At 68.7% G+C, this 23,221-nt stretch carries 21 protein-coding genes; 11 read left to right on the forward strand and 10 right to left on the reverse strand.

Annotated elements, in window-relative coordinates; all coding sequences use genetic code 11:
- Position 1: 1 nt before the first annotated feature.
- From Acy02nite_RS30630 to Acy02nite_RS30640, 3 genes are read right to left on the reverse strand one after another with little or no spacing between them, the layout of a single operon-like run.
- On the reverse strand, positions 2-778 hold the full coding sequence (locus Acy02nite_RS30630; RefSeq protein ID WP_203747476.1) for an ABC transporter permease: 777 nt from the start codon (positions 776-778) through the stop codon (positions 2-4).
- On the reverse strand, positions 778-1,563 hold the full coding sequence (locus Acy02nite_RS30635; protein WP_203747478.1) for an ABC transporter permease: 786 nt from the start codon (positions 1,561-1,563) through the stop codon (positions 778-780). Before Acy02nite_RS30635 ends, Acy02nite_RS30630 begins: the two co-directional genes overlap by 1 nt.
- Positions 1,560-2,528 (reverse strand): ABC transporter substrate-binding protein, encoded by a 969-nt coding sequence (locus Acy02nite_RS30640; RefSeq protein ID WP_203747494.1) that lies wholly within the window; start codon positions 2,526-2,528, stop codon positions 1,560-1,562. Before Acy02nite_RS30640 ends, Acy02nite_RS30635 begins: the two co-directional genes overlap by 4 nt.
- A 103-nt stretch (positions 2,529-2,631) precedes the next feature.
- Between Acy02nite_RS30640 and Acy02nite_RS30645 the strand changes: the two genes are divergently transcribed.
- The 9 genes from Acy02nite_RS30645 (at position 2,632) to Acy02nite_RS30680 (ending at position 10,731) form a co-directional block, all read left to right on the forward strand.
- Positions 2,632-3,420 (forward strand): IclR family transcriptional regulator domain-containing protein, encoded by a 789-nt coding sequence (locus Acy02nite_RS30645; RefSeq protein ID WP_203747496.1) that lies wholly within the window; start codon positions 2,632-2,634, stop codon positions 3,418-3,420.
- A 144-nt stretch (positions 3,421-3,564) separates the two neighbouring features.
- Positions 3,565-4,962 carry an OFA family MFS transporter gene (locus Acy02nite_RS30650; RefSeq protein ID WP_203747703.1) on the forward strand — a complete coding sequence of 466 codons (1,398 nt, stop codon included), beginning with the start codon at positions 3,565-3,567 and terminating at the stop codon, positions 4,960-4,962.
- Positions 4,959-5,054 carry an MFS transporter small subunit gene (locus Acy02nite_RS47800; protein ID WP_425548182.1) on the forward strand — a complete coding sequence of 32 codons (96 nt, stop codon included), beginning with the start codon at positions 4,959-4,961 and terminating at the stop codon, positions 5,052-5,054. The genes Acy02nite_RS30650 and Acy02nite_RS47800 overlap by 4 nt, the downstream gene beginning before the upstream one ends.
- 35 nt (positions 5,055-5,089) lie before the next feature.
- Positions 5,090-5,749, forward strand: coding sequence for a winged helix-turn-helix domain-containing protein (locus Acy02nite_RS30655; RefSeq protein ID WP_203747499.1), 660 nt, complete (start codon positions 5,090-5,092; stop codon positions 5,747-5,749).
- Complete coding sequence (locus Acy02nite_RS30660) at positions 5,727-6,191, forward strand: hypothetical protein (protein ID WP_203747502.1); 465 nt, start codon at positions 5,727-5,729, stop codon at positions 6,189-6,191. The genes Acy02nite_RS30655 and Acy02nite_RS30660 overlap by 23 nt, the downstream gene beginning before the upstream one ends.
- 29 nt (positions 6,192-6,220) lie before the next feature.
- Complete coding sequence (locus Acy02nite_RS30665; RefSeq protein WP_203747505.1) at positions 6,221-6,913, forward strand: Crp/Fnr family transcriptional regulator; 693 nt, start codon at positions 6,221-6,223, stop codon at positions 6,911-6,913.
- Positions 6,914-7,010: 97 nt separating this feature from the next.
- Positions 7,011-7,814 (forward strand): hypothetical protein, encoded by an 804-nt coding sequence (locus Acy02nite_RS30670; protein WP_203747509.1) that lies wholly within the window; start codon positions 7,011-7,013, stop codon positions 7,812-7,814.
- A complete protein-coding gene (locus Acy02nite_RS30675; RefSeq protein WP_203747512.1) occupies positions 7,811-9,958 on the forward strand; it encodes a hypothetical protein in 2,148 nt (715 codons plus the stop codon). Before Acy02nite_RS30670 ends, Acy02nite_RS30675 begins: the two co-directional genes overlap by 4 nt.
- Positions 9,958-10,731 (forward strand): hypothetical protein, encoded by a 774-nt coding sequence (locus tag Acy02nite_RS30680; RefSeq protein ID WP_203747515.1) that lies wholly within the window; start codon positions 9,958-9,960, stop codon positions 10,729-10,731. The genes Acy02nite_RS30675 and Acy02nite_RS30680 overlap by 1 nt, the downstream gene beginning before the upstream one ends.
- A gap of 40 nt (positions 10,732-10,771) precedes the next feature.
- Here Acy02nite_RS30680 and Acy02nite_RS30685 read toward each other — a convergent pair whose 3' ends face one another.
- From Acy02nite_RS30685 to Acy02nite_RS30705, 5 genes are all read right to left on the reverse strand, one after another.
- On the reverse strand, positions 10,772-13,738 hold the full coding sequence (locus Acy02nite_RS30685; protein ID WP_203747518.1) for an alpha-mannosidase: 2,967 nt from the start codon (positions 13,736-13,738) through the stop codon (positions 10,772-10,774).
- Between the two features lies 1 nt (position 13,739).
- Positions 13,740-14,963 (reverse strand): glycoside hydrolase 5 family protein, encoded by a 1,224-nt coding sequence (locus tag Acy02nite_RS30690; protein ID WP_203747521.1) that lies wholly within the window; start codon positions 14,961-14,963, stop codon positions 13,740-13,742.
- Between the two features lie 8 nt (positions 14,964-14,971).
- Positions 14,972-15,781: a carbohydrate ABC transporter permease gene (locus Acy02nite_RS30695; protein ID WP_203747524.1), complete on the reverse strand. Its 810-nt coding sequence runs from the start codon at positions 15,779-15,781 to the stop codon at positions 14,972-14,974.
- Positions 15,778-16,656 carry a carbohydrate ABC transporter permease gene (locus Acy02nite_RS30700; protein ID WP_203747527.1) on the reverse strand — a complete coding sequence of 293 codons (879 nt, stop codon included), beginning with the start codon at positions 16,654-16,656 and terminating at the stop codon, positions 15,778-15,780. Before Acy02nite_RS30700 ends, Acy02nite_RS30695 begins: the two co-directional genes overlap by 4 nt.
- Positions 16,657-16,723: 67 nt before the next feature.
- A complete protein-coding gene (locus Acy02nite_RS30705) occupies positions 16,724-17,977 on the reverse strand; it encodes an ABC transporter substrate-binding protein (protein WP_203747531.1) in 1,254 nt (417 codons plus the stop codon).
- Positions 17,978-18,130: 153 nt separating this feature from the next.
- Between Acy02nite_RS30705 and Acy02nite_RS30710 the strand changes: the two genes are divergently transcribed.
- Complete coding sequence (locus tag Acy02nite_RS30710) at positions 18,131-19,147, forward strand: LacI family DNA-binding transcriptional regulator (RefSeq protein ID WP_203747534.1); 1,017 nt, start codon at positions 18,131-18,133, stop codon at positions 19,145-19,147.
- A 334-nt stretch (positions 19,148-19,481) separates the two neighbouring features.
- Here the strand turns inward: Acy02nite_RS30710 and Acy02nite_RS30715 are convergent, their stop codons facing one another.
- Positions 19,482-21,359 carry a Xaa-Pro dipeptidyl-peptidase gene (locus tag Acy02nite_RS30715; protein WP_239175363.1) on the reverse strand — a complete coding sequence of 626 codons (1,878 nt, stop codon included), beginning with the start codon at positions 21,357-21,359 and terminating at the stop codon, positions 19,482-19,484.
- A 758-nt stretch (positions 21,360-22,117) separates the two neighbouring features.
- Between Acy02nite_RS30715 and Acy02nite_RS30720 the strand changes: the two genes are divergently transcribed.
- Positions 22,118-22,450, forward strand: coding sequence for a hypothetical protein (locus Acy02nite_RS30720; protein WP_203747537.1), 333 nt, complete (start codon positions 22,118-22,120; stop codon positions 22,448-22,450).
- On the opposite strand, the gene Acy02nite_RS30725 is transcribed toward Acy02nite_RS30720, so the two are convergent.
- Positions 22,447-23,211, reverse strand: a complete 765-nt coding sequence (locus Acy02nite_RS30725) for an IclR family transcriptional regulator (RefSeq protein ID WP_203747540.1) — start codon at positions 23,209-23,211, stop codon at positions 22,447-22,449. The genes Acy02nite_RS30720 and Acy02nite_RS30725 overlap by 4 nt on opposite strands.
- Positions 23,212-23,221: the final 10 nt, after the last annotated feature.

The raw sequence follows: 23,221 nt of genomic DNA on the forward strand, positions 1-23,221 counted from the left end.
CCTAACCGGCCCGGCGCTGCGCCGCGCGCAGCCCCTCGTACCACCGCAGCGCCCACCGTTCGGCGAGCCGGAACAGCAGCGAGAGCGCGAAGCCGAGGAGGCCGAGCAGGATGATCCCGCTCCACATCTCCGGGATCGCGAAGCTGCGCTGGAACTGCACGATGGTGAAGCCGAGACCGTTGCTGGACGCGAACATCTCGCTGATCACCATCAGGATGATCGCGATGGACAGCGCCTGGCGCAGCCCGGCCGCGATCTGCGGCGAGGCGGACGGCAGGATCACCCGGGTGAGCCGGGCCGGGCCGGTCACACCGTAGGCGCGGGCGGTGTCCAGCACCACGCTGTCGGTTGCCCGCACGCCCTCCACCGTGTTGAGCAGGATCGGCCAGATGCAGCCGAAGACGATCACGATCACCTTCATGCCGTCGCCGATCCCGGCGAACAGCATGATCACCGGCACCAGGACCGGCGGCGGGATGGCCCGGAAGAACTCCAGGACCGGTTCGAGGACGGCACGCAGCCGCCGGTTGAGACCGATCGCCACGCCGAGTCCGATACCGATCAGGGCGGCCAGCAGGAACCCGGCGAGCAGGCGGAGCAGGCTGGGCGCGACGTCGGTGCGCAGCCGCTCCAGGGTCCAGGTGTCGCCGAACGCGGTGAGGATCGTGCGCAGCGGCGGGGAGTAGAAGTTCTCACTGCCGTCGCTGAGCCAGAACCAGCCGGCGAACAGCACGATCGGCAGCGCGATCGCGAGACCGGCCTTCTTCAGGATGTCCATCAGACGGCCACCTCACCGCGTACGGACTGGTGCCAGGCGAGCAGGCGGCGCTCGCCGGTACGGGTCAGCAGGTTGATGATCACGCCGAGGGCGCCGGTCACCACGATCAGCGCGTACATCGTGGGCACCGCGTCGGAGGCCTGCGCCGTCGCGATATCCTTGCCCAGCCCGGGGGAGCCGATGACCAGCTCGGCGGTGATCGCCAGGACCAGGGCGACCGAGGCCGCCAGGCGGAAACCGGTGAAGACGTACGGCAGGGCGGTCGGCCACAGCACGTACCGCACCCGGCCCCACGCGGAGAACCGGAAGCTGCGCGCGGTCTCCTCGGCGACCGGGTCGACGTCCGCGACGCCGTACAGCACCTGGACCAGGACCTGCCAGAACGAGGCGTAGCAGACGAGCAGCAGGGTGGAGCCCAGGTCGGTGCCGTAGAGCAGCACCGCGAGCGGGATCAGCGCCACCGAGGGGATCGGTCGCAGGAACTCCACCGTGGACGCGGTCAGCGCGCGCAGCACCGGCACCGATCCGATCACCAGGCCGGCGAGCACCCCGGCGACGACCGCGATGAGCAGGCCGGCCGCCCAGGCGTACAGCGTGTCGCCGAGCGACTGCCAGAACACGGCGGTGCTCACCTCGTCGGCCAGCGCGGACGCTATCCGGCTGGTCGGCGGCAGGAACCGCTCGTCGACCAGGCCGAGCCGCGGCAGCAGTTCGAGAAGGAGAAGCAACCCGGCCAGCCCGGCGGAGCCGAGCAGGACCGGGTTGCCACGACGAGCGGAGGTCACGGCAGCAGCTTGCCCAGGTCCGGAGAGCTGGCGAAGATGCCGTCCTTGGTGCCGAGGTCCGCCAGCGTCTGCACGGACGCCTTGTTGATCTCGACGGGCCACTTCGGCAGCACCACGGCGGCCCGGGTCTTGTCGTCGATCTTGGTGTAGGTGCTCAGGATCTGCCGCACCTCGTCCGGGTGGGCGTCCGAGTAGGTCAGCGACTCGTTGATCGCCTCGGTGAAGCGCTTGACCAGGTCGGGCTTGTCGGCGATCAGCTTCTGCGAGGTGAAGTATGCCGCGACGTTCAGCTTCGGGTCGACGTCCACGTAGGTCGAGGCGATCTCCGTACCACCGGTCGCCTTGATCGCGGAGAGCTGCGGCTCGACGACCCACGCGGCGTCGATGTCGCCCTTCTCCAGCGCGGCCTGCATGTTCGGGAACGGCATCTCGACGAAGTTGACGGCCTTGTCGTCGCCGCCGGCCTTGCGGACCGAGTTGCGGGTCGCGGTGTCACCGATGTTCTTCAGCGTGTTCACCGAGACCTTCTTGCCGACCAGGTCCTTGGCGGTCTTGATCGGGCTGCCGGCCTTGACGACCAGGGCGCCGAAGTCCTTGCCCTGCTCGCCGGTCGTCGAGACGCCGGCGGCGATCGCCTTCACCGGCACGTTCTTGGTCTGCGCGATCATCAGGGAGGTCAGATTGGAGAACCCGAACTGGAACTGGTTGCTGACCACGCCGGGCACGATCGCCGCGCCGCCCTGACCGGCCTCCAGCTTGAGCTCGATGTTGCGTGACTTGAAGAAGCCCTTCGACTGGCCCAGGTAGATCGGGGCCACGTCGATGATCGGGATGACCCCGACCGTCACGTTGTCCACGCCCCCGGAGGAACCGCCGGAGCTGCTCGAGTCCTTGTCCGAACCGCAGGCCGCGACCGAGCTGGCCACCAGCGCCAGTGCCAGGCCCGCGATCAAACGCCGCCGCATAATCTATTCCTCCGTAGAAGGTGTGCGCATAACGAACGGAAGTTCTCAAAGAGAACGCTAGGATGTGGCTCGTGTCACGTCAACGATTTGGATCGATCATCCGATGACGCGGGAACCGTACTACGTCCAATCGCTGGAGCGAGGGCTCGCAGTTATCCGTGCATTTGACGCGGAACACCGCGAACTGACCCTCAGCGACGTGGCCCGCCAGTGTGGACTGACCCGTGCCGCCGCCCGCCGATTCCTGCTGACCCTGACCGATCTCGGCTATGTGCGCACCGACGGCCGACTCTTCTCGCTGACCCCTCGCGTGCTCGAGCTGGGCTACGCCTTCCTCGGTGGCCTGACCCTGCCCGAGGTGGCCGAGCCGCACATGGAACGCCTGGTCGGCGAGGTCCGCGAGTCGTGCTCCCTGTCCGTTCTGGACGGCGATGACATCGTCTACGTCAGTCGCGTGCCGACCAGCCGGATCATGCGCGTCTCGATCAACGTCGGAACCCGATTTCCCGCGTACGCGACGTCGATGGGCCGCGTCCTGCTGGCCGCCCTGCCGGCACCTTACCTCGACGCTTACCTGGACCGCGCCAAGCTCGAGCCGCTCACCGACCGGACGATCTGCTCACCCGGTGCCCTCAGGGAGGAGCTTCTGCGCGTACGCGAGGACGGGCACTCGATCGTCGATCAGGAGCTGGAGGAGGGTCTGCGGGCGATCGCCGCCCCGATCCGCGACCGTTCCGGGGCAGCCGCCGGCGCGCTCAACATCTCCGTCCACGCGGCCCGCGCGACCGTCGGCACCATCCGGGAGCGCCTGCTCCCACCGCTGCTCGCCGCCACCGCGGCCATCGAGGCCGACCTGCGTATCGCCGCCCCGCGCCACCCCACGGACCGGTAGATATTCACAGGTGTGGTTTTGGCCACTCACGCCCGTACAGTGGACCGAATTTGATCGGGCTCCTGACGTTTGACGTGTGGAAAGTTGCAGCCGGATCGAACCCGTTCGATGATGGGCGCCTGAGGGGAGGCGTCAACAATGTCCCTGTTATCTGCGCTCGATCACAAACACACCGTCGCACCTGAGGGTTACAGCCGGTGGTTGATCCCACCGGCGGCGCTCGCCGTGCACCTCTGCATCGGCCAGGTCTACGCCACCAGCGTCTACAAGAACTCGTTCATCGCCCACTTCGACGCCAGCCAGACCGCGATCGGCGTCATCTTCAGCATCGCGATCGTCATGCTGGGACTCTCCGCCGCGATCGGCGGCACCTGGGTGGAACGCAACGGCCCGCGCAAGGCCATGTTCGTCTCCGCCTGCTTCTGGGCCGCCGGCTTCCTGGTCAGCGCGCTCGGCATCGGCACCGGCCAGCTGTGGCTCGTCTATCTCGGGTACGGCGTGCTCGGCGGCATCGGGCTCGGCATCGGCTACATCTCGCCGGTCTCCACGCTGATCAAATGGTTCCCGGACCGTCCCGGCCTGGCCACCGGCCTGGCGATCATGGGGTTCGGCGGCGGCGCACTGATCGCCAGCCCGGCATCGCGGCAACTGCTGTCGTACTACGACTCCGGCTACGACCCCACCGTGTCCACCTCCGTCGCGGACGGTCACGCCCTGGTCCTGCTCTTCCTCACGCTCGGTATCGGGTACTTCCTGATCATGATGTTCGGCGTCGCCAACATCCGCGTGCCCGCGCCCGGCTGGCGCCCGGCCGGCTGGGACCCGGCGGCGGTGAAGGCCAAGCCGCTGGTCACCACCGCCCAGGTGTCGGCCGCCAACGCGATCAGGTCCCGCTCGTTCTGGCTGCTCTGGATCGTGCTCTTCTGCAACGTGACGGCCGGCATCGGCATCCTCGAACAGGCCAGCCCGATGATCCAGGACTTCTTCCGCGTCGACGGCAAGTCCGCTGTCGCGGTCGCCGCCGCGGGCGGATTCGTCGGCGTCCTGTCCCTGTTCAACATGGCCGGCCGATTCGCCTGGTCGTCGACGTCCGACCTGATCGGCCGCAAGCCCGTCTACATGCTGTACCTGGGTGTCGGCATGGTCATGTACCTGCTCCTGGCCACGATCGGCGACTCCGCGATCCCGCTCTTCGTCCTGCTCGCCGGCGTGATCCTGTCGTTCTACGGCGGCGGCTTCGCCACCGTCCCGGCCTACCTGCGCGACCTGTTCGGCACCTACCAGGTCGGCGCGATCCACGGCCGCCTGCTCACCGCCTGGTCAGCGGCCGGCGTCGCAGGCCCGCTGATCGTCAACGGCTTCCTCGACGCCGAGGGCAAACCCGGCACGCTGACCTCGTCGGCCTACCAGCCCGCCCTGCTCACCATGGTCGGCGTCCTGGCCGTCGGCTTCCTCGCCAACCTGCTGATCCGCCCGGTCCCCCCGTCCTTGCACGAGCCGGCCACCACGGAGACCGCCTTCGAGAAGGAGGCCGCGGCATGAACGCCCGCCTGGCCGTTTCCTGGCTCCTGGTAGCCATCCTCCTCGGCTACGGAGTGATCCAGACCGCCATCACCGCCGCCAAACTCTTCTGATCGTGAGCCGCGCACCTCCCCGCCCAGTCAGCGAGGTGCGCAACCCGTCCTTACCTGGCTTTTTGCATAACCTGCAAGGTATCGTGCAGGTTATGCAACGACCTCGGTCGCAGCTGCTGCCGCTTCTGCGTTCGCCGTTTCTGGGCGAGCTGCTGGCCTGGCTGTATCTACATCCCGAGACGGACTACTCGGTGACCGAACTTGCTGAGATCTTGCGTGTCTCGACTTCCACCGTCAGCAGGGAAGCCGGGCATCTCGCGAAAGTCGGCCTGCTCATCGAGACGCGACGGGGCAACCTCCGCCTCCTGCGGGCCGCCACCGACCATCGGCTGGCCCGCCCGCTCACCGAACTGCTCGCGCTGACCTACGGCCCCGCGGCGGTGCTCGGCGACGTGCTTCGCTCGCTGGACGGGGTCGAGGAGGCGTACATCTACGGGTCCTGGGCCGCTCGCTATGCCGGTGAGCCCGGCCCGCCGCCGCGGGACGTCGACGTGCTCGTGGTCGGAGACGTGGACGAGGACGATCTGGCCGACCGCGCCCGTGTGGCGGAGCGTCGACTGGGCCGCGAGGTCAATGCGCACCGGGTGTCCGTCGACGCCTGGCGATCCTCCGGCGAAGATCCCTTCCTGGGATCGGTGCGGTCCCGTCCGCTCTACACCATTGGAGACGGTGATGAGGTGGCAGCAGGGCCGTGAGTTCGTCGACGGCATGGTCGCCCGAGGTGAGTTGGAGCGGGTCCCGGCCAGTCGGGAACATGCCGATCTGCTGCTCGCGCAAGCTCGCCGCCACCTCGCCTCGGCTGAGGCGATCGCCTTTGGCGATCCGGCCGGCGGTTATCAGTTGCTCTACGACGCGGCCCGCAAGGCGTTGGCCGCGGTTCTGGGGAATCAGGGCTTGCGGGCCACCAGCCGGGGCGGCCACATCGCGGTGCGCGAGGCTGTCGCGGCCCAGCTCGACCCGCCGCTCGGTGCTGTTCTTCGCCCCTTCGACCGCATGCGCCGACGCCGCAATCAGTTGGAGTACCCCTCCGCTGCATCTCCGGTGATCACACCGGAAGAGGTCACGCGCGACCTTCCCGGGGTCGAGGAGATCGTCGCGGTCGCGGCAAAGGTTCTGGACCAGATGAGCCCGTTCTAGATTTCGCCGCTGATTATTACGCTCTGCATGTGCGTGGCTACTCTGACTTGTCGATCCATCCTCGCGTCGGTCTCTTCGCCTACGTGCCGGAGCGAGAGTGGCGCAGTATCTGTGCCGCCGGGATCTCAGTGCAGTTCCAGCCGAGTTCGGTGCTTCTACGGCAGGGCGATCCGACCGAGCATGTCCATGTCATCGTCGCGGGCTGCGTGAAGGCGACCCGTTGCGAAGTTGACGGTAGTCAGGCGCTGCTGACACTGCGCGCGGCGGGAGACGTGGTCGGCGACATGTCCGCTGTCGATCGGCGCCCTCGCTCAGCCACGGTCACCGCCTTGACCGAGGTCATCACCTACTGGCTGAGCGGTGAGCAGTTTCGTCGTTTCCTCGCCCGCCCAGCGATGGCGGCCGGCTTCGCGGCCTACACCGTAGGACGGCTCAGGGAGTCCGACCGGCAGCGGACCGAGATGGCCGTTCTTCCCGTTCGGCAACGTCTGGCCCGGACGCTGATGCGCCTCAACCGAGAGGGCAGCCGTGCCTCGGGCCGTCTGCCGATCAGGCTTCCGCAGCGGGAATTGGCCGAGCTCATCGGCGCCTCCCGGAACGCTGTCGTGGCCGAGCTCGCTGCCCTTCGGGCCCAAGGCATCGTGGTGACCCGTCGGCGCGAGACCGAGGTCGTCGACCTCGAACGCCTTGCCCGCCTGGCCGACGAGCCGAGAGTGGACTGACGTCTCTGTCACATCGCGAGCGCCCAGAAATGTGCAGACCTTCGGTGGCCCGGGCCGGACGCTGACGGATGTCCAGCCATCCACAGGAGGGAATGTCGTGGATCCGTTCGCGCAGACTGTCGACCTGCCGCCGTACCGGGCGATCCTGGCCGTAGACGCCAAGGACTTCACCGCCCAGCCCAGCATCTCGCACCAGCCCATGAGCAGTACCATCCTGGACCTCGTCGGAGACGCTCTCGCCCGGACCGGATTGCAAGCCGAGTGGAGCCGCCCGGCATTTCTCGGCCCGACCGGAGACGGATTCGCCGTCGGGCTGCCGCCGCGGGTACTGCCCCATCTGGCATATCCCTTCGCCAGACTCTTGCAGGAGCGTCTCGCCGAGCACAACCGCACGATCCGGGTCGGCCAGCCGCGAATTCGCCTGCGAGTCAGCGTCAATGTCGGGCCGCTGCCCGCCGATCCCGAGGACCCGCACTGGACCGGTAACGGAACCGTGCGCAACGACACCCATCGGCTGCTCGACTCGAAACCGGTCAAGGCCATTCTGGCTGCGGCCAGCGAGCAGGTGACCCATGCCGCCTTCATCTTCAGTGACCGGGTCTATCAGGACGTGGTGGTCGCCGGCTACAGCGAGCTTCACCCGGACCGTTGCATCGAGGTGCCGGCCACCGTCGACGGGAAGAACTTCGCCCAGCGTGCCTGGCTCTACGTCCCGGAGATCTCCGGCAACCTGCTCGGCACTGCCTCCTTGGCACCGGACCCGGACCCGGATCCGGTCACGGAGCCGACGGCTGAGGGGCACCCGACGGCGAGTGTGGAAGGTCCTCAGGTCAGACGGAACTGGGGCCAGGTCGCCACCACAGTCGAGACGATGACTCAGAATCCCGGGAGCACCCGATGACCGACATGCCCGAGCGAGAGGAGAAGCTGCCGGCGGCGGGGAACGCGGCCGACGAGAGCGAGACCGACACCGACGCTGACACCGGGGCGGACGAGCGGCTCGACGAGATCTCAGATCCTCCGGCCCCGCTTTCTGTCCTGAGAAATCGAGGGCAGGTCGCAGGCAGCGTGGGGCAAATGATCCAGTACAACTACTGGGCCCAGCGATATCGGGAATCGTTGGAGCTCCCTGCGGAGGACGTCCAGCGCGTGATGGACACATTCGTCGAGCGTGACTTTCGGCGTGTGGGGATCAAAGAGCCAATGACCAGCAGCGCCGCGGCCTCGTTGCTCAATCAGCAGCGCTGCCTGCTCCTGGTGACCTCCGCCGACTCCGGCGGGGAGACGGCCGCAGTTGCGCTTCTCGGCCGCACCGGTCGGCAGATACGCAAACTCCCGGTCGACGACGACGAAAAGCGGCTCCTGCCGGTCGGAGAACTTGATTGGCCGGAGGCGGATGAGCCTGCCGCCTTTCTGGTCATGGTTCCGCCTGGGGCTGAACGACATGGCCGCCTGCCGGAGCAACTGGCCGCGTACCGGTCCGAGATCGACCGGCGGGATGCACGGCTGGTGATGCTGGTCGAGTGGTACACCTGGCGAGCGATCGAGGGCTTGCCAGGGTTCGCCGCGGTTGAGGTTGAGAGACCTAACCCCATCGCGTTGTTGAAGGAGTTGTTCAGGGACCAGCATGAGCGATGGGATGTGGAGCGCCTCCTGGGCGATCAACAGATCATCGACGTGCTGCACGAGGCGTCGCCTGGACAGGTGGTGAGGTTCTCTTGGCGGGCGCTGGCTGCGGCGGAGGAGATCCTGGCGCTGAATGTGGCCGATCCGGTGCCGGCGATCGTAGAGATGGCTGTGCGCGCGTACCAGAACTGGGACAAAGAGTTGGCGGACTGGTTCGAGCTGCATACCGATGTCCGGGCCAGACTGTTCCTGATCAGCCTGGCCTTCCTCGACGGGCAAGAGGCCGGCGAGGTTCTTCACTACGCCGAGCGACTCGGCGAGGAGCTGAAAATCTCGGGCGAGCTCCAGGGCGGGATCAGCGGGCCCGGAATCCGGCAATTGGCCAAAGCGGTCCATGCGCGAGTGGATGATCACTGGCGTATCCGGTTCACCAGGGCCGCATTCGGAGCCTCCGTGCTTCGGTTCGTGCACGGTGACCAGTCGGCGGAGTTCGTGCGACAGATGTGGAAGTGGGCCGCGGCTCTGCCCTTGCACAAGGGCGCACCGCATCAGCCGATCGCGAACCAGGTCGCCAAATCCATGTACGCGATCCATCTCTCGATACCCCGGCCGGACATCCCCGAGCTTCGGATCCTGGTGCACTCATGGTGGCGTTATGTGTCGCTTCGGCCATTGGTCTCGGAGCTCATCACGGATCTGGCGCTCAGCCCAGAAGCCGGCCCTCTCATACGGAGGCGGCTCCTCAGATGGACTGATGCGTCCAGGGATTCCTGGGTGCTCAGCGCGGTTGCCGTGGTCTGTGCGGGCCCGTTCGCGGACGCCTATCCGCGGGCGGCGTTCACCCGGTTGAACCGGCTGGCCATCCGGGGAATCGTGGATGACGACGTGGTTGCCGCGGCCGCGTCGTTGTGGGATCGGCCGATGCACCGGAGAGCGGTCCTGAAGCAGGTCGTGGAATGGGCAAACGAGGACACTCCGCGTCGTGTTGTCGGTCTACGGGCTCTGGCTTCTATCACGGTCACTGTCTCTGGCATTCGGGCTGTGTTCGAGGAGCTGGCCGCCGACGACGCATTGCGTGCCGAGCTCGTCCAGATGTTCGGTGAGATCTTTGCCCCGCCGGACGGGCCGGACCAGGAGATCCGGCAGGCACTCAAACGCTGGCTTGACCTGGCGGCAGAGCGGCAGGACTACCGCAACCTGATGGCGCACCTGTTGATACATGGTGGAAGGACACCTGGGCGACACGGGATCAGCGCCCGCTACGTCACGATGAATCAGCTCTTGTACGAGTGGCGGCCGACTCTCCATGACGACGAGGACCCACGAGCACGCGATTTCCGCTCCTGGCTGGCTGAGGAGCTTTTCAACGCGAATCCGCTGACGGGTCCGCATCGCCCCGAGCCGCGAGCGGCCGCCTGATGACCGCAGCGGAGAACCGCTGGTATCAGCGGTGGTTTCCCGGTTGGGACGATCCTGGTAGCGGGGAGGATGCGCAGGTGGTAACGGCCCAGCCTGTTCGGGAGGGCCGCTTCAGCACCGAACTGTCCAGCAGAGACCGCGGTCTTCCGTTCTCGGCCTCTTTCGTGCTGCGCTGGCAAGGTCAAGAACAAACCTTCCTCGCAGCCAAAAGGGACCTGCATCAGTGGGCCGTTGATCGTTCTTCGCGTCTTCGCGTCACGGACTCCGAGTACCTTGACGCGGTGCTGAATCTTCAGCTCTGCCAGCAATGGGTCCGTAGGATCGACGCTGACACCAGGATCATCAGTGCGGAAGCTGCGGTCCAGGTCGACCCCGACGTGCTGAACACCTATGCCGAGATGCAGGCCATCCGGCGGCGAGCTGCCGTTGAACGCCTGCGCTGGGAAACTGATCTTGAGGAGCTCAGGTTCCTCCGGGAACATGTCTTCTCCCGGCCGGAGGTGGCTCGCAGCTATTGGCTGAAGAACCACCTCGATAGGCCGGGTGACTTCAACCCGGCACCCTTCGACAAGATTGCCGCGTCATTCGCCGCCAGCCCGGAGGCGAGCGTCTCGGCCCGGATCGCCGGACTCGTCGGCGATTTCATCAGTGGGCTGAATGAGGAACAGCGTGGCTATCTGATCGGTCAGATCGGGCAGGTGTTCTCCTCCTACTCCCGAAATGATCTCTCCGAGCTTGTCAGTGATGCTGACAGCCCGGACGCAGTGCGGTGAGGTGTGGTCCGGCGGGTGGTGACCCGCCGGAACACTCAGTTCAGCGGGTGAGGCGGAGGGTGCGGACCTCGAAGGGGGTCAGGGTCAGCGGGATGGTGGCATCGGTGAGGAGCAAGGGGGAGCCCTCAGGGCGTTCCAGAAGCGAAGCCGTGCGAGCCGACGAGAAGTCGGTGTGCAGGTGGAGCGTGCCGGAGGCGCGACGCCCCAGGGACTCGTAGAGGCGGACGATCACGTCGCCGGAGCGGTCGTCGGCCAGCTTCACCGAGGAGATCAGCAGGCCTTCGCCGGTGAGGGAGACCAGCGGGTCGAAGCCGTGCGCGCCGGTGACCACCCGGGCCGGGAGGTTCATGGCGATGCCGGCCTCGGTGGCGTCGGCGACGGAAGCGCCGATCACCAGGCCGTACGAGCAGGTCTGGTGACCCTGGTCGGTCTCCGGGTCGGGGAAGCGCGGGGCTCGCAGCAGGGACAGCCGGACCGTCGTCGTGACGCCGTGCTCCTCGGAGGAGTCGCGGGTGACGTCGTAGCCGTACGTCGAATCGGTGACCAGGGCGGCGCCGAAGCCGGGCTCCTCGACGAGGACGAACCGGTGCATGGACGCCTCGAACTTGGCCGCCTCCCAGCTGGTGTTCGTGTGGGTGACCCGCTTCTGGTAGCCGAACTGGGTCTCGGCGGCAACCTGCTCCGCCCGTACGTCGAAGGGGAAGGTGACTTTGAGGAACTTCTCCGTCTCGTGCCAGTCGGTCTCCTGGTCGATGCGGAGCACGCGGCTGCCGGGTTCCAGGGTGAGCGTCTGGGTGACGCGCGACTTCGAGAACGCCCGCACGATCGTGACCGCATCGTCCGTGAAGGTGATCGACTCGACCGCACGCAGGTCCGTGACGCGGTTGCGGTAGAAGCGGTCGACGTCCCACGCGTCCCACATGTTCGGGAAGTCCTGGTGCAGTTGCAGGAGGTTGGCCTCGCCGGCGAGCGCCTCACGCCCGGTGGCGAGATCGACCGCCGAGGTGATCAGCCCCTCGTCCGAGATCGTCACCGACACGATCCCGTTCGAGATGACGTTTCCGGAGATGGAGGACTCGGCGCGGGCGGAAGACGCGACGCCACCGCCGAGAGCCGCAACACCGTCACGTGCGAACGGCGCCGGGTTCAGCGTCACCACAGCGGTTCCGTCGCCCACCAGGGCCGTCCGCGCGGTGTCGATCAGGGCGGAAGCAGCCGACTGGATGGAGGCGTAAGCCGCCACCGCCTCCCGGTGCACCCACGCGATCGACGTCCCGGGCAGGATGTCGTGGAACTGGTGCAGCAGCACCTGCTTCCAGAGCCGGTCGATCTCCTCGTACGGGTAGGGGACGCCCGCCCGCACGGCCGCGGTCGCCGCCCACAGCTCCGCCTCGATCAGTAGGTGCTCGCTGCGCCGGTTGCCCTGCTTGGTCCGGTGCTGGCTGGTCAGCGTGGCGCGGTGCAGTTCGAGGTAGAGCTCGCCGACCCACACGGGCGGGTGCGGCATCTCGGCACGCGCGTTGGCGAAGAAGTCGTTCGGGTGTTCCCATGCGACGGTCGCGCTGCCCTCGAGGTTGCGCAGGCGGGCCGCCCGGCCGGTCATCTCGCGCGTGGTCCCGCCGCCGCCGTCACCCCAGCCGACCGGTGCCAGCGAGTGCGACGCGACCCGGCTCTCCCGGAACTGGTTGGTGGCCTTGGCGAGCTCGGCCCCGGAGAGCTGCGAGTTGTACGTGTCCATCGGCGGGAAGTGCGTGAAGATCCGCGACCCGTCGATGCCCTCCCACAGGAAGGTGTGGTGCGGGAACTTGTTCACCTGGTTCCACGAGATCTTCTGCGTGAAGAACCACTCGAACCCGGCCCGGCGGATGAGCTGCGGCAGCCCGGGGGAGTAGCCGAAGCTGTCCGGCAGCCACACCCCCTGGCTCTCCACGCCGAACTCCTCGCGGAAGAACCGCTGCCCGTACGTGAACTGGCGGACCAGCGCCTCGCCGGTCGGCATGACCGTGTCGGACTCCACCCACATGCCGCCGAGCGGGATGAACCGGCCGTCCTTCACCGCTTCGCGGACGCGGTCCCACACCTCCGGCCGGTGCTCCTTGAGCCACGCGTACTGCTGGGCGCTGGACATGCCGTACCGGAAATCGGGGTCGATCTCCATCAGCTCCGTCATGCCGGCCGCCGTGCGAGCCACCTTGCGGATGGTCTCGCGGACCGGCCAGAGCCAGGCCGAGTCGATGTGCGCGTGACCGATCGCGGACACGTGGTGCGCGCTGTGCTCGGCCGGCGCGTCGAGGACGTCCTCGAGCCGGGCCCGGGCGTCGCGCGCGGTGCCGGAGATGTCCTGCAGGTCCAGGGCGTCGAGGGCGTCGTCGAGCGCCTGCAGGATGCGCATCCGCCGCGGCGAGGAAACCGGAAGAACAGACTGCAGTTCCAGCAGTACGTCGATGTCCAGCGACAATTCGTAGACCTGCTCGTCGAAGAGCACGAGGTCCATCCGCCGGGTCGTGTAGAGCGGCCGCTTCGACGACGTCCGCACGTCGCCCTCCTGGGTCGGCAGGAAGGGGTGGTAGTCGAGCAGGACCGGGTTCGCGGCCGCCTCGAGGTAGAGATCGATTCCGGTCGTCGTCACCGGGATCCACTGATTCCGCGGGTTGATCGACTTCACCGGAGTGCCGTCGGCGCGGTAGACCAGCGCCTCGCACTGGAAGCCCGGCATGTTGATGTCGAACCCGAGGTCGACCAGGATCTCGGCCCGCTTGCCCGCCCACTCGGCCGGCACCTGGCCGCGCAGCCGGAACCAGGTGGTGTTCCACGCCGGCCCCCACGGTGTGCCGACGGTGTAGGGCTCGAAGGACAGAGCCAGCCCCTCGGCCGGCGGAATCGGTTCGCCCGGCAGGGAATGCCAGCCGACTTCCAGCGGTACGGCGTCGGTGTGGATCGCCGGGCGGATGCGCTCGGTGAGGACACGGGTCGCGCGCCCGACGGTGAGCGGGATGTCGTCGTGCATGTCAGTGGCTCTCCTTCAGGACACGGATGCCGCGCGCGGCGAGCAGGGCGGTGTCGTGCTCCCGCGATTTGAGGACGATCTGCGGGCCGGGGCCGGGGCCGTCACCGGCCAGGTGGAGCCAGGTGCGGTAGAACTCCCGGGCCGGCCCGCAGGACGCGCGGTGACCGGGCACGGTGTCGTCGAGCACCAGCCCGACGGGTTGTTCCTCGGCGACCGGCGAGCGCAGGGCGGCGATGGTCTCGGCGAACCGGACGCCGGTCGGCTTGACCTTGCCGGTGCTGGTGATCAGGCCCAGGTCGTACTCCAGCTCGGGGAAGTCGAGCAGGTCCCGGGAGACGTCGTGCGAGCACCACCAGGTGATGCCGGACAGCTCGGGGATGCGGGCGACGTGGCGCAGGGTGGCCTCCAGGAAGTCCGCGGCGTCCGGCTCACGAACCACGTTGGTGGGCGCGCCGACCTCCTGCAACCAGACCGGGCGCGTCGCGTCGGTGTGCCAGGCCGCGGCGAGCCGGCACAGGTACTCGGCGTGGCGGACCGAGCCGGCGCCGAGACCGCCGTACGCCTGAGCGGCGCCGTTGAACACCCAGGAGTGCACGATCGTCTGGTCCCCGTGCGCGACCGCGTGGGCGGGACCGAACGGCTGGGTGTCGTCGTACCAGGCGGCGTCGTACATGGCGTGCGTGACCAGCGTCGACGGCCGCACCTCGGCGCGCACGGCGGCGGTCAGGCGGGCCAGCCAGTGCCCGGCGCCCTCCTCGGTGACCGGGTGCGGGAACGGGTGCGGCGCCGCGGCGAACTGGTTCACCTCGTTGCCCAGCGTCACGCCGAGCAGGTTCGGCCGGTCGGCGACCGCGCCCGCGAGCGCCGCCAGGTAGTCCGCTGTCGAGGCGACCACGTCCGGGTCGGTGAACATGTTCCGCCGGTGCCACGACGACAGCCACGCCGGTACGAAGTCGAAGCTGGACAGGTGGCCCTGCAACCCGTCGACGTTGACGTCGAGCCCGCAGTCCGCCGCGAGGTCCACGACCGTGACCACGTCGGCGAGGGCGCGCGGGCGGATCAGGCCACGGTTCGGCTGCACGTGCGGCCAGAGCGGCATCAGCCGGATGTGGTCGACGCCGAGCCCGGCGATCGCTTCCAGGTCCTGCCGGACGGCGGCCGGGTCGAAGTCGAGCCAGGAGTGGAACCACCCGGCCGACGGGGTGTAGTTGACGCCGAATCTCATGGAACGGTTCACCCTTTCACGCCGCCTTCCTCGACACCCTTGAAGAAGTAGCGTTGTAGTGCGCTGAACAGGATCGCGATCGGGATGAAGGCGATCATCGTGCCGGCCGCGATCAGGCGCTGATCCTGCGTGAACGTGCCGGAGAGGTATTGCAGGCCGACCGTCAGCGTGTACTGCTCCGGTGAGGTCAGCACGATCAGCGGCCACAGGAAGTCGTCCCAGGCCTGGATGAACGCGAAGATCGCGACGACCGCGAGGGTGCCGCGGACGGCCGGCAGCGAGACGCGCAGCAGCCGTTGCGGGACGGTGGCGCCGTCTACGATCGCGGCCTCGTCGATCTCCTGCGGCAGCGCGCGGAACGCGTTGTACATCAGGAGCACGTTGAGCGCGGCGACCATCCCCGGCAGGGCGACCCCGAGCAGGGTGTCGGCGAGGCCGAAGTCGCGGACCGTGACGTACTGCGAGACGATCGTCACCTCGCCGGGCAGCACCAGCGTGGACAGGAAGAGCCCGAGCACCACGCTGCGGCCGCGGAACTTGAGGCGGGCGATCGCGTAGCCGGCCATCGTCGCGAACACGATGTTGCCGCCGACCGTCAGCGCGGCGACGACCAGCGAGTTGCCGATGTAGCGCCAGACCGGGATCGCGTCGGCGACCTTCGCGTAGTTGTTCAGGGTCGGCTGGTGCGGGATGAAACTGGGCGTCTGGGTGTAGATGTCCTCGCCGGCGCCCTTGAGCGAGGTGGACAGCTGCCACACGAACGGGCCGACCGTGATGATCAGGACGAACGCCAGCAGGAAGTAGCGCAGCGTCTTCATCGCTCGCTCCGGTTGTTCAGCCGGGCCAGCACGATCATCGGGACGAGCGTGACCACGAACAGCAGCACGCTCAGCGCGGATGCGTAGCCGAAGTTGCCGTAGAAGCCGCCCGCGTACTGCTGGATCAGCATGACCAGCGACTGGTCCTTGCCACCCGGGCCGCCCTTGCCGCCGGTGAGGATGTAGAGCTCGGAGAAGACGCGCAGCGCCGCGACACTCACCAGGATCGAGACCAGGAACATCGTTCCCCGTACGCCGGGGACCGTGACCGTGAGGAACCGGCGCACCCGCCCGGCGCCGTCGATCGCGGCCGCCTCGTGCAGGTCCTTGCGCACGTTCCCGAGCGCGGCCAGGTAGACGATCATGTAGTAGCCCAGCCCCTTCCAGACGGTCAGGCTGATCGCGCTGATCAGCACCAGCCAGCGGTCGGTCAGAAACGGCACCGGCTGCGCGACGACGTGCAACGCCCGGGCCAGGTTGTTGATCAGGCCGCGGTCATCGAGCAACCAGGTCCACATCAGGCCGACCACCACCGCGCTGGCGATGACGGGGACGTAGAAGGCGGTCCGGAAGAACGCGATGCCCGGCAGCTTCTTCTCGACGAGCACCGCGAGCAGCAGGGGCAGGATCGTCAGCAGCGGCAGGCAGATCGCCATGTAGATCACGCTGTTGAGCAGGGCGGTCCGGACATCGCCGTCGTGCAGCATGTCCGTGTAGTTCCGCAGCCCGACGACGTCGTAGTCGCCGCCGAGCGGCCGCGCGTCGGTGAACGACAGCCGCAGCGTGTTGATCGAGGGCCAGACGCTGAACACCAGCAGCCAGGCCAGGGCCGGGATGGTGAGCACCCACGGCGTGAACCATCGTTGGGTCTTCACAGGTTCTCCTGACAAGGGGTGGCGGCCGGAAGTGAACACGGGGGGGCCTCCGGCCGCCACCGGCTTCCTACTGGCGGCTCAGCATCTGGTTCATCTTGGCGACCGCGTCGTCGAGCGCCTTCCTGCTCGGCTCGTCGCCCTTCACCGCCAGCGCGATCTGCTGGTCCAGGAGCTTCTGCATGTCGGCGTTCACCTCGTACGGGATGAGGTTCTTGGCATCCTTGAGCTCGCCGAAGGCGAGTGCCCGGGCCTTGCCCGCCGGCGTGCCGTCGTCGGAGCCGAAGTAGCTGTCGGACGCGGACGAGATCGTGGACGGGAACACGTTCACGAGGTGGCCGAACTTGTTCTGGTTGTCGGCGTTGGTGATCCACTGGGCGAACGCCTTCGCGGTCGCCGGGTACTTGCTCTTCGCCGAGACGCTGACGCCCTGCACGTAGAGCGGCGGGGTGTCGAGCGCCTTGCTGACCGTGACCTGGCCCTTGAGGCTCGGGTTGTCGCGCTCGAAGTCCGCCAGGCCGGTCGCGCCGCCGGTGGTCCAGGCGACCTTGCCCTGCGTGAACAGCTTCGAGTTGCCCTGGTAGTCGCTGTTCAGCACGCTCGGCGGCAGGTAGCCCTTGGCGTACGCGTCGCGGTACTGGTCGACCAGCGCGGCGGCCTGGTCGGTGTTGAACACGAACTGCTTGCCGTCATCGCTGGTGATCTTGATGCCCGCCCGGACGAAGTCCGAGACGTCCGGCTTGCGGCTCATCAGGAAGTTGTCCGGGCACTTCGCCTTCATGGCCGCGGCCTGCGTGAACAGCTCCTGCGTGGTGGCCGGCGGGGTGTTCGCGTCCAGCCCGCAGTCGGAGAACTGCTTGACGTTCCAGTAGTCGAGGTCGGTGTTGAGGTACCACGGGTAGCCGTAGACGCCGTCGACCCCGGTGAACTTGTACGCGTCGACGCCGCCCTGCACGTACGTCTTGCTCAGGTCGTCGCCCTTGCTCACGTCCACCAGCAGTTTCTGCTTGGCGAGGGGGAGGGCGAAGTCGGGCGGCAGGTTGATCACGTCGGGCAGCGTGTTCGAGCTCGCCTGCGCGAGGACCTTCTCGGAGTAACCGTCGCCGGGCTGGTCGAGCAGCTTGACGCCGGTGCCGGGGTACTTCGCGGTGAATCCGGCGATGACCTCGTTGAGGTAGTCGGTGAACTTCGGGGTCAGCGCCCAGGTCTGCAGCGTGATCGTGCCGGTGATCTTGTCACTGTCGGCGCTGTCGGAGGAACCGCTGCCGCAGGCGGTCAGGCTCAGGGCGAGCGCTGTCACGGCGGCGGCAAGTCTGATTCGCATGGTGAGGCTCCTGTGCATCGGTCGTCGTCGAACAGGAAACGTCGGCGAAACATCATCGTGGAGAACTAAAGCGCTATAGTCAACGGTCGTAGCGGAGGTTGTTCATCGGCTGTTTCGCTGGCTAAAACGCTATAGTGGAGGTAGGGTGCCGCCGTGGGAAACAGGCCGACCATCGCGGACATCGCCAAACGCGTCGGGGTGTCGCCGGGCGCCGTCTCGTTCGCGCTCAACGGCCGCCCCGGCGTCAGCGAGCAGACCCGCGCGCGGATCATCGAGGTCGCCCGCGAGATGAACTGGCGGCCGCACCGGGCCGCCCGGGCGCTCGGCGGCGCGCAGGCCGGCGTCGTCGGTCTCGTCCTCGCCCGCGACCCGCGCACCCTCGGCTCCGAGCAGTTCTACACCCAGATCCTGTACGGCATGCAGGACGTCCTGTCGGCCGGCTCGTCAGCGGTGCAGATGCAACTCGTCCGGGACACCGCCGCCGAGATCGACCTCTACCGGCACTGGGCCGCCGAGCACCGCGTCGACGGCCTCGTCCTCGTCGACCTGCAACTCGACGACCCGCGCCTCGCCGTGGTCCGCGAGCTCGGCCTGCCCGCCGTCACCCTCGGCCTGCCCGGCGAGGACGGTCAACTGCCCAGCGTGTGGGCCGACGACGCCGAGGCCATGACCACGATCGTCGACTACCTGGCCGCCCTGGACCACCGGCGGATCGCGCACGTCGCCGGGCCGCCCGTCTACCAGCACACCGCCCGCCGCACGTCCGCGCTGCGCGAGCAGGCCGTGGCCCGCGGGCTCACCGCCGAGTCCGTGCCGACCGACTTCAGCGACGCGCAGGGCGCCGCCGCGACCCGGACCCTGCTGTCCCGCGCCGAACGGCCCACCGCGATCATCTACGACAGCGACCTGATGGCCGCGGCCGGGCTCGGCGTCGCGCTGGAGCTGGGCATCGAGGTGCCGCGCCGGCTCTCCATAGTGTCCTTCGACGACTCCGTCCTGACCCGGATCGTGCACCCCGCGCTGACGTGTCTCTCCCGCGACACGTACGCCCTCGGCGCCCAGGTCGCGACCAGCCTGCTGGCGGCGATCGCGGATCCCCGCTCGCGGACGAGCATCCGCACCGAGACGCCGCGCCTGGTGGTCCGGGGCAGCACGACCCGTCCGGCCTAGATCAACCCCCTTCCGCGCGTACGCCGTGAGCCCACGCCCACGAGCCGCCCGGCGCACGTGCGGCTGGAGTGGGCCGGGCTCGCGAGTGGCGCTCCGGCGCGACGTGGACGGTGGTCCGGGCCGTGGCGCGCTCACGGTCCCGGCTGGTTCTCATGGGCGTTATGAGGGACGAATAACGCCCATGAGAACCAGCCGGAAGGGCGGGGCGCGCCGCCACCGGGACCCACGGCGGGCCTCGCGGGCGGGAGTGCCACGGGCGCGGGCTCATGCCGTACGCGCGAATGAGGTTGATCTGGCCCGGCGCCTCGACTCACGGCGCCGGGCCGGGGTGGGGTCAGGGAACGACGGGGTGGAAGCGGGGCGGGGCGAAGCTGCTCGGGGCCGGAGCGGTCGTGACGACCGGGGTGCCCGGCGGCGGGAGGTGGCCGATCATCGGGAGCGTGAGCCGGCTGCGGCGGGTGTCGAGCTGGATCGTGGCGCCCGTCGACTGCGGTGACGAGTACTCGTTGTCACTGGCCTGCAGGATCAGGCCGAGCACATGACCGGCGGCGATGAGCTGATCGGTGGCCTGCATCGGGACGGTGACCGAGTACCAGCGGTCCGGGCGCAGCGGCGTGGTGAACCGCAGCGAGACGTGGTGCGCGGCGTCCTGCCAGCCGCGGGTCAGGATCGCGTGGTCGCTGGTCACGACGCGTTCCGCGGTGTCGCGGTAACAGGCGTCGTCGGCCGCGGTGGAGGCGCCCCAGCAGGACTCCGTCTCCAGGGTGCGGATGCCCTCGCCGCCGCCCAGGTAGTCGACGCGCGTCCCGGTTCCGTAGTCGACCAGGCGGGCCGTCAACTCGGTCGTCGGCTTGTCCACCTTGACACGCAGGGTCACCGACGGGGTACCGGAGATCCGGGCGTTCCCGGTCAGCGGGCCGAAGAGGAACGTGGTGCGGCCGGGGACGTCCGCGTTCGGGTTCGCGACCGCGGCGGCCTCGGTCAGCTCAGGGTTGTCGGTCCACGTCCGCACGCCGTCGCCGAGCGAGACACCGACCGGGCGGGCGGCGGGCGCGGGCCAGGTGCGCTCGTTCACCCACGTGCCGGGGGCAGTCTCGATCGACACGGCCGGTTGCCGGTCGATGCCGTTGTGCAGCCCCTGCAGCCAGCGGTCGAACCACTGATGCAGTGTGTCGACCCAAGCACCGCGACGGATGTCGAACGGGTCGACGTGTCCCTGCTGGGAGAGCCAGATCTTCTTGGGTACGTCGAGACGGCTCCACCACTGCGCGAACTGATCCGTGGTGACGTTCGTGTCGTTGAGGCCGTGCGCGATCAGCACGCTGGCGTGGACCTTGCGGGCGTCGGGACGGAAGTTCCGCTCGGCCCAGTACGCGTTGTAGTTCCCGGTCGCGTCGTCACTGCCCTGATCAAGCTCGGACAGCACGTCCGCGCAGGCCTCCTCGGGGCGGCCGGTGACGTAGGAGTGCAGGAACTCCGGGTAGTCCGGGGAGCGCAGGACACCGTTGTAGCGCTGGTAGTCGTACCAGCTGGAGATCGCCGAGATCGGGACGATCGTCTCCAGGCCCTGGACACCGGTCGCGGCGACACCGTTGGCGACCGAGCCGTCCCAGGACTTCCCGATCATTCCGGTACGGCCGTTGGTCCAGCCCGTGGCGACGGCCGGTGCGCCGTCCGCGTACCGGGCGCGGGCCCGCCCGTTGAGCCAGTCGATCACGGCCTTGGCGCCGAGCACCTCCTCCCGGCCGCCGACGTCCATGCAACCGGTGGACCGGTTCGTGCCGGCCAGGTCGGCGGCGACGAACGCGTAGCCGCGCGGCACGAAGTAGTTGTCGTAGAAGAGCGGCTCCTTGGTGATGATGCCGTTCGCGTCGTACTCCTTGAGCTCGCTCTCGTTGCCGCGCCCGCAGCACGAGTAGTACGGCGAGCCCTCCATGACGACCGGCACCCGCAGGTGCTTCGCGGCGGCCTCACGCGGGCGCACGATGTCGACGGCGATCTCGTCGCGCTTGCCGTCGTGGTCGTTGTCCAGCGGCGTCTGCACCCAGACGCTCTCCCGGACGGCGTTGTCGTAGGAGTAGACCGGCACGGTCTCCCCGTTGCGGATGTGCGGAACCCCGGTGGCGGTGGCCGGTGCGGCGGAGAAGGCCAGCGTGGCGCCGACTCCCGCGACGACGGCGATGGCCATCCCTCGCATTCGTGACCATGACATCGATGCATCGTAATGCGCGAGTGTCCTATGAGGTGCGCGGGCGCGATGCGGCCGGGACAGCGCGGGGTCGGCGGCCGGGACAGCGTGCGGCCGGCGGGCGGGACAGCGCGGGGTCGGTGGGCGGGACAGTGCGGGCTCCGGCGGGCGGGACGGCGTGGAGCTTGCGCGCGGGACGGCGCGGGGTCGGCGGGCGGGACTGCGCGGCGCGGTCTTGTGTGTGGGCGGACGCGAGCCGGGCCCCGGGCGAGGCTAGCGCCGCGCGGCGCGGTTCCCGGCTGGTTCTCATGGGCGTTATGAGGCACGAATAACGCCCATGAGAACCAGCCGGGAGGGTGAGCGCGCGGCGGCCGTGACCACCGGCTACGTCGCGGGCTCCGGCGGGCGGGGCTCTACGGCGGGCGGGAGTCGGGTTTGCTGGACCGACCGTGCCCCGGCTGCGGCGGGCGGGAGTCGCGGGCGGGTTGCTGCTCTGACCGTGCCCCGTCACGGAGGTCGCCCTGGAGGGTTTCGCGTTCTGGGCCGGCCACGGCCCTGCGAAGCCCGCAAGGGTCCCCGCGGGAGCAGCGGACCTCGACCACAGCGGACGTAGGACATGAAGATCTTGAAGGTGGTCTCGGGTGGCGAGGGTTCACTACGCTCGGCGGCCCTGTGCGAAGGAGTGAGGGCCGTGCACGTCACCGCCCATCTCGACGTGGAGATGATCGCTGTCGAGACCGATGACCAGGTGTCCGTGATGATCGAGCCAGGCGGCCGGTCGCGTGCCCGATCCGGTGGTCCGGACCGAGCTGGTGTACCTGCGGGCGCAGCAGGCCAAACGTCGCGCGTCCGGGCTGCTCGGCGAGGGTGACTCGGAGGCCGCGCTCAGGGAGATCCGCAAGGCGCGGGAGGACATCGCCGAGGCGCGGGCCGGCGCGCCGGATTCGCTGGCAGCCGACCTGGACGAGGAGACGGCGACGCTGAACTACCTGGAACGGGAGACTGAACACGGGTCGGCGTCGCGGGCCGGGAAGTACCTGTCGGCCAGCTCGTACCGGCGTCTGCAGAAGCGTGGCCGCAAGGACGACACCCCGCCGCCACCCGTCGAGGGTTAGCGGCGGGCCGTGGGGGTGGCGGCGCCGAGGGCGGCGGAGACGTCGCGGGCGGCGGCGATGACCTCGGGGGCGCGGGATCGCAGGCCGGGCAGGTCCATGTCCATCGCCAGGGTGGAGACGGAGATGCCGCCCAGCACCTGGCCGGTGTGGTCGAAGACGGCGACGCCGAGGCAGCGGATGCCCGGCTCGTTCTCCTCGTCGTCGATCGCGTAGCCGAGGGCGCGGACCCCGGCCAGGTGCGCCAGCAGGTCCTCCTCGCTGGTCAGGGTGCGCGGGGTGCGCGGGGCCAGGCCGGTGCGCCGGCAGATCGCCAGCACCTCGGCGTCGCTGAGCTCGGCCAGGACGGCCTTGCCGATGGCGGTGGTGTGCAGGGCGACGCTCATGCCGATCCGGGAGGGCATCTGGTACGGCCGGCGGCCCTCCTGCTTGTCGACGTAGACCGCCTCGTCGACGCTGCGGATCGCGAAGTGCGTGGTGAAACCGGTGGCCTCGCACAGCGCGTGCAGCGCGCCGGACGCCTGCCGGGCCGGGTCGAAGCGCTGCATGACCCGGCCGGCGAGGGTGAGGATCCGTGGGCCGGGCTCGTAGCTGCCGAGGCCGTCGGGGCGGGCGAAACCCCAGGTCACGAGTGCTTGGAGGATGCGGTGCGCGGTTGACTTGGAGACGCCCGTGGCCGCCGCGATGTCGGTGACGCGGTGGTGCTCGGCGAGTGCCTCGAGCACCGCCAGCGTCTTGTCGATGGAGCTGCCTTCCCTAGCCACCGGGCCAGCC

The organism is Actinoplanes cyaneus (assembly GCF_016862095.1).
GTDB lineage: Bacteria > Actinomycetota > Actinomycetes > Mycobacteriales > Micromonosporaceae > Actinoplanes > Actinoplanes cyaneus.